Annotated in this window: 14 protein-coding genes; 11 read left to right on the top strand and 3 right to left on the bottom strand. The window is 51.1% G+C overall.

Features of this window, described 5'->3' with window-relative positions:
• Positions 1–362 precede the first annotated feature (362 nt).
• From LCH85_17700 to LCH85_17725, 6 genes are all read left to right on the top strand, one after another.
• Positions 363–782: a hypothetical protein gene (locus tag LCH85_17700; GenBank protein MCA0353832.1), complete on the top strand. Its 420-nt coding sequence runs from the start codon at positions 363–365 to the stop codon at positions 780–782.
• A gap of 272 nt (positions 783–1,054) precedes the next feature.
• The gene (locus LCH85_17705; GenBank protein MCA0353833.1) at positions 1,055–2,053 is read left to right on the top strand and encodes a hypothetical protein; all 999 of its coding nucleotides are present in this window, start codon (positions 1,055–1,057) and stop codon (positions 2,051–2,053) included.
• Positions 2,054–2,178: 125 nt separating this feature from the next.
• A complete protein-coding gene (locus LCH85_17710; GenBank protein ID MCA0353834.1) occupies positions 2,179–3,339 on the top strand; it encodes an aminotransferase class I/II-fold pyridoxal phosphate-dependent enzyme in 1,161 nt (386 codons plus the stop codon).
• 17 nt (positions 3,340–3,356) lie between these two features.
• On the top strand, positions 3,357–3,632 hold the full coding sequence (locus tag LCH85_17715; GenBank protein MCA0353835.1) for a hypothetical protein: 276 nt from the start codon (positions 3,357–3,359) through the stop codon (positions 3,630–3,632).
• 37 nt (positions 3,633–3,669) lie between these two features.
• Entirely contained in the window at positions 3,670–4,362 is a 693-nt protein-coding gene (locus tag LCH85_17720) for a glycosyltransferase family 2 protein (protein MCA0353836.1), read from the top strand.
• Positions 4,363–4,400: 38 nt separating this feature from the next.
• Positions 4,401–5,687 carry an adenylosuccinate synthase gene (locus LCH85_17725; protein ID MCA0353837.1) on the top strand — a complete coding sequence of 429 codons (1,287 nt, stop codon included), beginning with the start codon at positions 4,401–4,403 and terminating at the stop codon, positions 5,685–5,687.
• Between the two features lie 104 nt (positions 5,688–5,791).
• On the opposite strand, the gene LCH85_17730 is transcribed toward LCH85_17725, so the two are convergent.
• The 3 genes from LCH85_17730 to LCH85_17740 all read right to left on the bottom strand — a co-directional run bounded on the left by LCH85_17730 (position 5,792) and on the right by LCH85_17740 (position 9,021).
• Positions 5,792–6,967, bottom strand: coding sequence for a TRC40/GET3/ArsA family transport-energizing ATPase (locus tag LCH85_17730; GenBank protein MCA0353838.1), 1,176 nt, complete (start codon positions 6,965–6,967; stop codon positions 5,792–5,794).
• Between the two features lie 114 nt (positions 6,968–7,081).
• Positions 7,082–7,525 (bottom strand): DedA family protein, encoded by a 444-nt coding sequence (locus tag LCH85_17735; GenBank protein MCA0353839.1) that lies wholly within the window; start codon positions 7,523–7,525, stop codon positions 7,082–7,084.
• Entirely contained in the window at positions 7,522–9,021 is a 1,500-nt protein-coding gene (locus tag LCH85_17740; GenBank protein ID MCA0353840.1) for an oligosaccharide flippase family protein, read from the bottom strand. Before LCH85_17740 ends, LCH85_17735 begins: the two co-directional genes overlap by 4 nt.
• Before the next feature lie 39 nt (positions 9,022–9,060).
• Between LCH85_17740 and LCH85_17745 the strand changes: the two genes are divergently transcribed.
• Genes LCH85_17745 through LCH85_17765 form a run of 5 tightly spaced genes read left to right on the top strand, consistent with a single transcriptional unit; the run spans position 9,061 to position 11,672 of the window.
• The gene (locus LCH85_17745) at positions 9,061–9,558 is read left to right on the top strand and encodes a pyridoxamine 5'-phosphate oxidase family protein (GenBank protein MCA0353841.1); all 498 of its coding nucleotides are present in this window, start codon (positions 9,061–9,063) and stop codon (positions 9,556–9,558) included.
• A complete protein-coding gene (locus tag LCH85_17750; GenBank protein MCA0353842.1) occupies positions 9,555–9,962 on the top strand; it encodes a pyridoxamine 5'-phosphate oxidase family protein in 408 nt (135 codons plus the stop codon). The genes LCH85_17745 and LCH85_17750 overlap by 4 nt, the downstream gene beginning before the upstream one ends.
• A gap of 9 nt (positions 9,963–9,971) precedes the next feature.
• Positions 9,972–10,412: an SRPBCC family protein gene (locus LCH85_17755; protein MCA0353843.1), complete on the top strand. Its 441-nt coding sequence runs from the start codon at positions 9,972–9,974 to the stop codon at positions 10,410–10,412.
• A gap of 10 nt (positions 10,413–10,422) precedes the next feature.
• Entirely contained in the window at positions 10,423–11,040 is a 618-nt protein-coding gene (locus tag LCH85_17760) for a sugar transferase (GenBank protein ID MCA0353844.1), read from the top strand.
• On the top strand, positions 11,040–11,672 hold the full coding sequence (locus tag LCH85_17765) for an acetyltransferase (GenBank protein MCA0353845.1): 633 nt from the start codon (positions 11,040–11,042) through the stop codon (positions 11,670–11,672). Before LCH85_17760 ends, LCH85_17765 begins: the two co-directional genes overlap by 1 nt.
• Positions 11,673–11,836 lie beyond the last annotated feature (164 nt).

The raw sequence follows: 11,836 nt of genomic DNA on the forward strand, positions 1-11,836 counted from the left end.
GATGAGGGATGAGGGATGAGGGATGAGGGATGAGGGATGAGGGATGAGGGATGAGGGATGAGGGATGAGGGATGAGGGATGAGGGATGAGGGATGAGGGATGAAATCTTTTCGTGGCATTCAATGATACTGGGAAACGATAATTTTTGCCTTCCTCCTTCATAATTCATATTTCATCCTTTGGTTCAGGGGTTGACAAGGCGTGTATGATGCGTTCGTCAACAACGCACAATTATCGTCCTTGATCTGCCTTAACAACCAAAAATCCCTTGCCAAGCAATTGGACTAACTTTTAAGGAACGGTTTGCAAAATTGCTACGTCATGATTGCGTAACAATAAACAACCAGTAGGAGGATAGTCACATGCAACGGTTTTTTGGGTATGTATTGCTCGTCGTATTGATGGTCGGCTTGGTTGGCTGTGGTGGTGGCGTAACTGATACAACTATTCCGGCTCCACCCAGCAGCAGCGAATATCAAAATGGCCAAGATCCAATTCTTGATGCAGCAGTTAGCAGTTTCAGCCAAAGCGCCGCCAACGTTGGCACTGGCACAACTACCAAATTCTATATTTCAACCGCAACTATGGATGAAATTAAGAATTTCTATACAACTGAAATGCCCAAGCGTGGTTGGAAAACCATCGAATCACCAGCAGTTCCTAACACGGTATCAGTCAATTTCCAAGCTGATGCTAATGTAGCGGCAATCAACGCGATTGATTTGACGATGACTGGCAGCACTGGAATTCTGGTCATCACGACTGGCACTAACGTCAAATAAGCGTCACAATCTGCTGAGTTTTCAAGCGCCCTCAGTGTTGAGCAATTGCTTAGGCTGAGGGCTTCGTGTGGCAGATTGCAAGAGTTTGGCTAAGTTGTAACCTTTTAAATGTATCGGCGTACCAAGCCTTGTGATTATTACCACACTGTTTTGGGTATAGCACGTTTTTGATTTGAGAGTTAGGATGAATGGGTGGCGCGAACATTGCTGAGCGTAAAGCCCTTGGCAATGCGAATGCCAACAACAGATTTTATTTAGGAGGAATAACCCTCATGTCAAAACGGACGATTAGCGCAATTTTAATTGCCCTTGCATTAAGTGCATGTGGTGGTAGTGCTGCTCCAACCGCGACGACCGCTCCAACGGCAACGACAGCTCCAACTGAAGTGCCAGCGCCAACTGCAACCGAAGAAGCGGCTGCACCAACCGAAGCTCCATCAACTGATCCAAGCGGAGCCGCTGCTGAAATTCCAGCACCACCGCAAAGCGATCCCTACGTTAAGGGCGAAAACGAAATCATTGATGCAGCAATCGGTGGCATGGAAGGTGAATTCGAAAACCAAGAACAACAAACTGGCTTGGATCTCGAACCATTGACCTACTACTTGACCGAAGAAGACCCACAAACGATTGTGGACTTCTACGAAGGTGAAATGGCAACCTACGGCTGGGGCACAGGCCAAGTCGAAGATCAAACCTTCGGCAAAGTCTTGGTTTATCCAAGCGCCAGCGAATTGACCACCATCGCCATGATCGGTGTGTTGGATCTTTCAACCGTTGATCCAAGCATGAAACAATCGATCATCTTCACCACGGTTGGTCGCTTGGGTGGCGGCATGACTATGCCAACCCCTGATAGTGGTGGCAGCACCACCGACCCAGTGACCACTGGCGACTTGAGCGATATTCCAGCTCCACCAAGCAGCGAAGAATATCAATCGGGTGACGATGCCTTGACCGATACCTTCATGGATAGCTTTGAAAAAGGCTTTGCTGGTAGCGCTGGCAGCACGGCTGTCTTGGGCAAGCAAGCCTATATCTCAACCGCAACTCCAGAAGAAATCAAAACCTTCTATGATGACGAATTGACCGCTGCTGGCTGGACTTCAATGCCAACTGGTGCTGATACCACTGGCGGCATGGCTGGCACGCAAACCTTGACCTATGCCAACATGAGCGCTGGCGAAGCCTTGGTCATTATGACTGTTGATCGCAGCAGCATGGGCATGGGCGATGGCATTTTGGTCATCATCATCAAAGCTGGCCAATAAGCTTTAGGCTTAATTAACTATCGGTTCCCCCTGAGTTGCTTCGGCGATTCAGGGGGATGTTTTTTTGCAAAATGACTGTGGTATCATACACCCGCGATCCAAATCAAGCAGCCAAGGAGGCAGCCATGACGCGCGAACGACTTTCTGCAAGGGTGCAGAGCGTTCCACCTTCAGGGATACGGCGGTTTTTCGATATTGCTGCCACAATGGAGAATGTGATTTCGCTCGGGATCGGCGAGCCAGATTTTGTCACGCCATATACGATTACCCAAGCTGGGATTCGCTCATTGCAACAGGGCAAAACTGCCTATACTTCGAATTCTGGGACGATCGAATTACGCCAGGAATTACAAAAACACCTCGATCATTTGTATGGACTCAATTATGATCCTGAGAATGAGTTATTGATTACGGTTGGGGTCAGCGAAGCCTTGCAAAATGCCATGCTAGCAACGATCGATCCCGGCGATGAGGTGATCATTCCTGAGCCATGTTTTGTGGCCTATGGCCCAAGTGTGGTGTTTGCTGGCGGGGTTCCGGTGTATGTCAGTACCTCGGTCGAGCAGGAGTTTCAAGTAACCCGCGAGGCAATCGAGGCCGCGATCACGCCGAAAACCAAAGCGATCTTAATTGGCTATCCCAATAATCCAACTGGCGCAGTGATGAGCCGTGAACGCTTGTTGGAGATCGCCGCCCTAGCTGAACAATACGATCTGTTGGTATTTTCCGATGAGATTTACGATCGTTTAGTCTATGGGGTTGAGCATACGAGCTTTGCCCAATTACCTGGCATGCGCGATCGCACAATTTTGCTTGGTGGGTTCTCCAAGGCCTATGCCATGACTGGCTGGCGTTTGGGTTGGTTGGCGGCTAGCGCCGAAATTGCCAATGCTGTGCGCAAAATCCATCAATACGCTATTATGTCTGCGCCAACGGTAGCCCAATATGCTGGCTTGGCGGCGCTGCAAACTGGCGAAGAAGATGTTCAGCGCATGGTCAGCGAATATGATCGCCGTCGGCAAGTGATTGTGGCTGGATTGCGCCAAATTGGCTTGCCAACCTTTGAGCCACAGGGCGCGTTCTACGTTTTCCCGCAGGTCAGTAGCCTTGGCCTCACCAGCGAAGCCTTTGTTGAAGGCCTGCTTTACGGCGAAAAAGTCGCAGTTGTCCCAGGCGATGCCTTTGGCCCAAGCGGCGCTGGCTTCGTGCGCATGTGTTACGCTACCAGTATGGATAATATCGAAACCGCCTTAGAACGAATTGAGCGCTACGTTCGTTCATTGTAAGTTTAGAAGGATGCGCCATGAGTACCGAATCACCTGTTGAATGTACCCGCTGTAAACGACAGCTTTCGTCCGATGACGTGCGCATGGCGCAGCCTTTGATCACCTTCAAAGAGCTGGTGCAAGCTGCGATTAAAACCCCTTCCTTGCTCAGCGCAAGCTTGCCCGATGTCCCCTATTGCCCAGAATGTCGGGTGATTATTGCCAAACAACGCCAAACTGAACAACTCAAATTTTTAGGTGCTGCTGTCGCTGTATTAGCAATTCTGATTGTGCTTGTGTTGGTTGTACTCTAGCTGGATTCACGCTTGGGGGTTAAATTTTTAGGACAAAATGATGCTTTTATCTGTGTTAATTCCTTGCTACAATGAAGCAGCAACAATTGCAAAAATGCTAGAGCGGTTGGCGCAAATTACAATTCCCATGCAATGGATCGCCGTTGATGATTGCTCACGTGATGCGACCTACCAAGTTTTACAACAATTAACTGCAACATACCCACACATGCAGGTTGTCCAACATCGCCAAAATAGTGGCAAGGGTGCGGCTATCCGCACGGCCTTAGCCCATGCCACTGGCGAGATTGTGATTATTCAAGATGCCGACCTCGAATATGACCCTCACGATTTTTATGAATTGATCAAACCAATTGAAGCTGGTTTGGTTAATGTCGTGTTTGGTTCGCGCTTTATGGGTCGGCATACGGGTATGTATTTCTGGAATGCTATTGGCAATAAAGGTCTCACCTTTTTAACCAATTTGCTGTTTAACTGTTGGATCTCCGACATGGAAACCTGCTACAAGGTGATGCGCACCGATATTATGCGCTCGATGAACCTGGTTTCCAACGATTTTCGGATTGAGGCAGAAATAACGGCGAAGGTTCTGATGCAGGGTGAGCGAATTTTTGAAGTGCCAATTACATACTTGGGGCGTACTTACGAGGAAGGTAAGAAGATGCACCCCAAATATGGCTTTTTGACGGTTTGGGCGTTATTCCGGTTGCGTTTGCTCGGTCGCCCATAACCACGGTATTTGCTCCTCTTACAGAAAAGGTGATACATATGCCAGTCGTTGCAGTTCTTGGCGCTCAGTGGGGCGACGAGGGCAAAGGTCGTGTTGTCGATTTATTGGCAACCAAAGCTAAAATGGTTATTCGTGCTGCCGGTGGCTCTAATGCCGGCCATACGGTGATTAACCATCTTGGCACATTTAAATTGCACCTTACGCCCGCCGGAATTTTCGATGCCAATGTAGTCAATATTATCGGCGCAGGCACGGTGATCGATCCTGCGGTGTTGATGAAGGAGTTGCAAGCCTTACGTGAGGCCAATGTTTCGCTTGATCAACTCTATATCAGCGATCGGGCACATGTGGTTATGCCCTATCACGTTTCGCTCGATGCCCTCGAAGAAAAAGATCGCGGCGCGAACGAAATTGGCACAACCAAACGGGGCATTGGTCCAGCCTATGTTGATAAAGCTTCGCGGATGGGTATTCGCATGGGCGATTTGCTCCACGAAGAAACCTTGCTCAGCCGCCTAACCAGTGTGCTCGAATATAAAGGCCGCGTGCTCAACAAGATGTATGGTGCTCAGCCAAGCGCTTCATTGCACGATATGTATCTGCAATATTTGGAGTTTGGTCGCCAACTCGAAGCCCACATCGTGCCCATCCACACCATGGTTCAAGATGCCTTGCGTCGCGATATTCCAATTTTGATCGAGGGCAATCAAGGGGCGTTGTTGGATGTGGATTATGGCACATTCCCGTATGTTACTTCGACCGCAACTGGCTCAGCGGGCGCATGCCAAGGCGCTGGAATTCCGCCAATGCGCTTAAATGGCGTAGTCGGAATTTACAAAGCCTACACCACCCGCGTTGGTGGTGGGCCATTCCCAACCGAATTAACCGACGAACTTGGTGAGCATATTCGCCAAGCTGGCCATGAATTTGGCACAACCACTGGTCGCCCACGGCGGGTTGGCTGGTTCGATGCGGTGGCGGCGCGTTACGCTGCTGAAATTAATGGCATTAGCTCAATCGCCCTCACCAAACTCGATGTGCTCGACGATGTTGAGACGCTCAAAATTTGTACTGGCTATCGCTGGAACGACACCGAGCTTGATTCCTTTCCTTCGTCGATTTCGGTGCTCAGCCAAATCGAGCCAATTTACGAAGAATATCCAGGTTGGAAAACCAACACCAGTCATGCTCGCACCTTAGATGAATTGCCCGAAGCGGCTCAACGCTATGTTCGCCGCCTAAGCCAATTGGTTGGCGTGCGCTTGGGCATGATTTCGGTCGGCCCATCGCGTGAGCAAATGGTGAGCTTGCAGGAAATTTTCTAGCCTAGCTTCATACCCTACATCCCTCAGAAGTTTTGTAGAATCACCAACGGCATAGCATTCGCCTATATCCGCGAATGCTATGCCGTTGCGCTTGGCCGTAAGAATTAAACAGTTTCGAGCGGAGCTGGCGCACCAAATTGTACGACCAACTCGCCATTGCGAAACACCGCTCGCAGGGCTGGCCGATCAGCCAACATCGTCGGCAAAATCATCTCACGCCGGAAGTTGCCAATTTCAATAAACAATTGATCGCCACGTTTGGTCATGTTCACTTTATTAACTTCGACATGCGGCAAGGGCAAACGTAGCTCATACTGATCGCCCTGCTTAGTGATGTCCATGGTTTTGCCCACGTAAAACACATCAAGCGGATTGCGCTCGCCAAACAAGGCTGCGCCAACATCGGCCAGATCATCGAGCCCTTTGATCTCACGGGCATACATTGGGGCTTCCCAAATTGGCAGCGGCGTGAAAATATCATGAACTTGAGCGCGATAGCTAGCCTGAATTTCTTGCATTTGTTCGATAAAGCTATGACCACGCACATCGCTGGGCATCACCCGATTAAGCACCACGCCATCGACCGGATAGCCATACAAGGCCAAGTAGGTTGCGGCGCGTTGGGCCTCTTTTATTACCATACGCTCGGGGTTGACCACCAAGCGATAGGAACTAATTTTGGGGTCGGCCAAGGTTGCTCGCAGTGCTTCAACCTGCTCAACAAAGCGTGGCAAGGTATCGAACATATCCGAAGCTGGCACCAGTGCCCGAATCAAGGGCTTAGCCACTTTCATGGTGCTGGTTTCCCATTGCATCACCCGCGAAGCATACCAAGTGAAGGTTTCGGGCATGGTCAGCAAGCGCACGGTTTCGCCAGTTGGCGCTGCATCAACAATGACTGCATCGTAGTTGCCTTCTTTAGCTTGTTTGCGAATATGCAACAAACTGACAACTTCTTCCATGCCTGGAATCACTGCTAATTCTTCGGCAGCAACTTCGTTAACACCCTTGCGCTTGAGCAAATTGGAGACAAAGCCTTGCAACTCGCCCCAGTGTTGGCGCACTTCCTCCAACACATTGATTTCTTGAGCCCAAAGGTTTTCGCTCAGCTTGGTGGGGCTAGGGCCAACTTGGCAATCAAGCGCATCGGCCAAGGAGTGCGCCACATCGGTGCTGACCACCAATGTTCGATAGCCCATGCGTGATGCTCGCACGGCGGTTGCCGCAGCGGTTGTGGTTTTGCCAACGCCACCCTTGCCAAGATATAAAATCAAACGCATTGTATCTTCCTTTCGCTGCATTGCGAGAATACATGAATCACTCGCTGCACTGCTGTTTTGGACGTTATGGTCAACTGGGTAGTTGCAGCCTAGCTGTATTATCGCATATCGTTGTTACGTAAACAGGGGTATTTGGGTTTTGGCAAGCGCTGCTGCGCCGATTGCTGCATAACGCAAAGCCTTGCCCAGCGTAATCCAAGCCAAACTTGGCAGCCATGGTTTGCCTAAGGCTCCGGCCACCCCAACCAATACATCCCCAATTACAGGCAACCAGGCTAAAATTAAGGCTGGCGTACCCCAACGCCCTAGCCAACGCTCAGCCCGTTGCATGCGCTCAGCCATCGTGTTATTGCGCTGGTCGATGACAGTCCGTGCTCGTTGACCAAGCCAAAAGGTCGTAGCCGAGCCAAGCACATTGCCCAACGTGGCAATCAACAATGGCAACCATAGAGATTCGGCATGAACGACCATTGCCGCTAAGGCCAACTCTGAACCGAGTGGCAAGACTGTGGCCGCCAAAAAACTCACGCTAAATAAACTTAGATACAGCCAAATCATTGTATTTTTCCTTGTTGCCAACGTTGCCAGAGCAAGCCGATTTCGGCATTGCGCCCCAAAGCCAAGCTTACCACAAAGCCAATTAAGCCCAAAACCGAGGAACTGGTTAAACTAAGCAATAAACTGCTGGAGCTGGATGGTTGCCAACGCTGGATTACCCACCAGGCCAAACCACCAGCCACACTGCTCGCTGCTAGTACCTGCCACATAAAACGCCAATTGAGCTTAATTGGTTGCTCAACGGTTTTTTGTGCCAGCCATGCCAAGGCTAAGGTTTCGGCCCATAACGAAACGGTAGTCGCCCAACCAAGCCCAGCTAAACCCCAACGTCGCCACCACAAGGCCAAGCCAATTTGTAACAACGCGCCGAGCACCCGCATCACACTGGGCCATCGGGTATCGCCCATGGCATAACTAAACCGAATCAACAAGGTGCTCAATGCCAAAGCAGGCAAGCCAGGCAAAGCCGCCCATAAGGCAGTGCTGGTCAGCTGCACCGATTGTTGGTCAAATGCGCCACGTTGCAGCAACAAGACAACAATCTGCTGACACAGCACCATGCCCAAGACCATCAGCGGCAAGGTGAGCAGCAACGACCAACGCCAACAACGCGCCAGCCATTGTTGCAAGGCCTGATAATTGCGTTGCAATACCAAGCCTGTTAGCACTGGAAACAATACACGGCCTAGCACCTGCGGCAACAAAATAATTGGCACTTCGACAATTCGGCGGGCATAGGTTTGAGCCGCTACTGCGCCAGCGCCAACCGTCGAAGCAATCGCATTCTCAATCACACTAATCAAATGCACCGATACCAGCGAGGTTAATAATAAGGGATAGGCATGCTGTAAAACGCTGGTGAGCCGCGCTCCGCGCCAGCGCCAACTTGGCAACCACGGTACATCAGCTTGCAACAACGGAATTAATCGCAAAACTGCCCCAACCACCAAGCCCCAAGCCAAGCCATACACGCTGCCAGTTGCAATCAAAGCAATTACGGGAGCTAATTTCAACATCAAATCGGCCAAGGCTGGGCGGGTAAATTGCTCGAACGCTTGATACCACGCGCCCAACACTGCGGTAAAACACATGATCGGAAAGGCCAATAAGCCAATGCGAATAATCGTGGCGGTCATAAGCAAGGTTGGTTGATCGAAGCCTGGTCCAAATAAGCGGGCTAATTGCTTGGCATACAGCCAGCCCAAGCCTGTGAGTGGAATTGCCGCCAAGCTGACTAAGCCCAAACTCGCGCGAAGCGTGCGCGGACTATTCGTTTGATCGTGCAAAATCATGGGAACGAGGGTTGGCCCAGCAATATCGCCCAGTAAAAATCCCATTAATAACACCACCGCTGCTCCGGCCAAATAGGCATCAGCGGTCGTGCTTGTACCAAAAAAATGGGCTAAAGCGACTTTTTCAGCAAACCCCAGCACTTTATAGGCGGCGGTTGCGGCAATCAAAATCAGCGATGTGCGAAACAAGGTTTTTGGCTGCATAGATACTCTTTTAATCGAATTGCTCGTATAATTGACATTATGCAACAGCAAACCGAACAATTAAGCGATGGGCAGCGATTAAATGCGGCTCAAATTTGGGCATTTTTAGCCAAAGCCGCAGTTGGCCGCTTGGCAACTCACGATCACGCCCGCAACCAGAGTAATCTTACGCCGCTCTTTTTTGTCTGCGAAGCACCGCATATTTATTTCGCAACCCAACCTGGCCATAAGCTGAATTTGTTGCGGCGCTATCCCCAAGGCGTGGGCTTACAAGCCGATGCCTTTGAGCCAGAATCTTCAACCAGCGTTTTTGTTTGGGGGCGCTACCGTGATGTGCCGCTGGGCGCGGAGTATGCCCATGCCACGCGATTGCTGGCCTTCAAGTATGGCACTGGCTTTTGGCAACAAATTATCGATCAAGCCACCAAGGCTTTGAAGGCTGGGCCTCGCGCGGTAATCACCACAATTAGCCAAGCCACGACTGGTTGCATTCAAATCGAACGGATCGGCGGGCGACGCTGGGAGCATGGCTTATGATGCGGATTTTAGCGCCAGCCGCAGCCTTGGCTTTGCTCGATGAACTGTCGGTGCTCCGAATTGCAGGCTTTGATCAAGCGCGATCTGCCAGCTATGCCGTGCCCTTGGCTTTTGTGCGGCGTGAGCAAAGCCTGCTGATTGCGATTCGCGCTACAGGACGCTTGGCCCAGCTATTGCAACTACAACCCCAAGGCTGGTGCATCGAAGCCGATCAGATTAACCCTGATTGGACGTTTCGTTCAGTTGTTGCTCAAGCCAGCGCCCAGCCTTTGGCCGAGCCACAAATTGCGCTGGTGGCGCTGGCTGAGCGCTATGGCCGCAATTGGCCGCAATGGCGACCGAATGCCCCAATTCAAGCCTTTTCATTGGAACTAGCGGCGATCCAAGGCCGCCACAAATCCTAAGGAGCGCCGATGATCACCGTTACCCGCGAACGCCAACTCCGCCGTCCAATCAGCGAACTCTGGCAACTGTTAGCCAATCCGCATAATTTGCCGCGAATTTTGCCACGCATCGCCCGCGTCGAAGTTAGTGAGCTAGCCAACGATAGCCAACCGGTAACTGCCTATTTTGATTTTGGCATTCCGCTTGGTACGCAGGCCGCCCAAGGCAGATTTAGCCTGATCGAGCAGCAATCGATTCGTTTTGATGCTGAGCAACCCTTGCCAATTATGGCTCACTGGCAACTCCAACCGCATGCTAATAACACCAAAGTGCATGCCAGCCTTAGCTTTGATCTCAAGCCAATTTTGGGGCCAGTTGCCAAAGTGGTGCCAATGAGCATCGTCAAAAGCGAAGTTACCCGTGAGCTTGAGCAAGCACTCGCTCGCATCGAACGCCTACGCCTGAGCTAGAGGACGAATCATGTCACCAAAGCCGCTTGCGCCAAGTAAACGCTGGTTTGATCTAATCGTTGCTAGTTTGGGCTTGCTGCTGCTGAGTCCATTGCTGTTGCTGATTAGCTTAGCGATTAAATTAACCTCGCGTGGCCCAATTTTCTACATTCGCCCGCGCGTTGGCCGTGATAGTCATGAATTTCCCTTCTATAAATTTCGCACGATGGTGGTGAATGCTGAAGGCCAAGGCTTGGGCATTGAGGTCGCCCACAACGATCAACGCATTACGCTGGTTGGCCAATGGCTACGCCGTTGGAGTTTCGATGAATTACCGCAATTATTCAATGTTGTGCAGGGTGAGATGAGCTTAATCGGCCCGCGACCCAGCTTGCCCGAACAAGTAGCGCGTTATACTCCCGACCAGCGCCAACGTTTGGCGGTGCGGCCAGGGATTACGGGCTGGGCACAGGTTAATGGCCGCAATGATATCGATTGGGCTGCTCGGATTCAGCTTGATTGTTGGTATATTGAGCATTGGAGTTGGCGACTTGATGGCTTGATTTTGTGGCGGACAATTGGCGCAATATTGCGGCCAGTTGGCATTTATGGGCGCGATGGTGTGGCCAAAGATTTGCGGAGTAAATAATGCGACCAGTAATTATTGTTGGAACTGGCGGCCATGCGCGTGAGGTAGCCGAAATTGTGCAAGCCCAACATGCGGCTGGTAAAGGCGGCCCATTACGTGGCTTGCTCACCGACGATGCTGCGCAGCATGGCACAAGCATTTTAGGTATTCGGGTTTTGGGGCCGATCGATTGGCTGACCACTCGTTTGGCTCAAGTGCATGTCGTGATTGCGATTGGTGATAATGCCACCCGCCAACGCATCGCCCACCAATTTGGCGCAGCGTTACAAGCGACCAGCGCAATCTCACCGCATGCGCTGGTTTCGCCGCATGCCACGATTGGCGCAGGCGCAATGATTTTCCCCAATGCCGTGGTTGGGCCGCTTGCCGTCATTGGCGAATATAGCATTGTGAATGTTGGGGCAAGCGTTAGCCACGATAGCGTTGTGGCAGCGTTTTGCAATCTCAACCCTGGCTCACGGGTGGCTGGCACATGCAAAATTGGCGAAGGCGTTTCATTGGGCATGGGCGCACAGGTTATTCAAGGCCGTAGCATTGGGGCATGGACAGTGGTTGGGGCGGGCGCAGTGGTTATTCGCGATTTGCCCAGCCAAGCCAAGGCAGTTGGTGTGCCGACCCGCTTACTGGTTTGATCCACGAAGGACACGAAGTTATTTTTAGCCACGAATTGCACGAATTGCACGAATTATGCTTCTCATTCCCAATGGGCTTACCTCCATTCCCGCAGCTCATACTGACCCCTGACCCCTGAATCCTAGCCCATCCTCGTTTGCCTTTTGCCTTTAAACTAAAACCC

The sequence above is a fragment of the Chloroflexota bacterium genome, from assembly GCA_020161265.1.
In the GTDB taxonomy this organism is placed as follows: Bacteria; Chloroflexota; Chloroflexia; order Chloroflexales; family Herpetosiphonaceae; genus Herpetosiphon.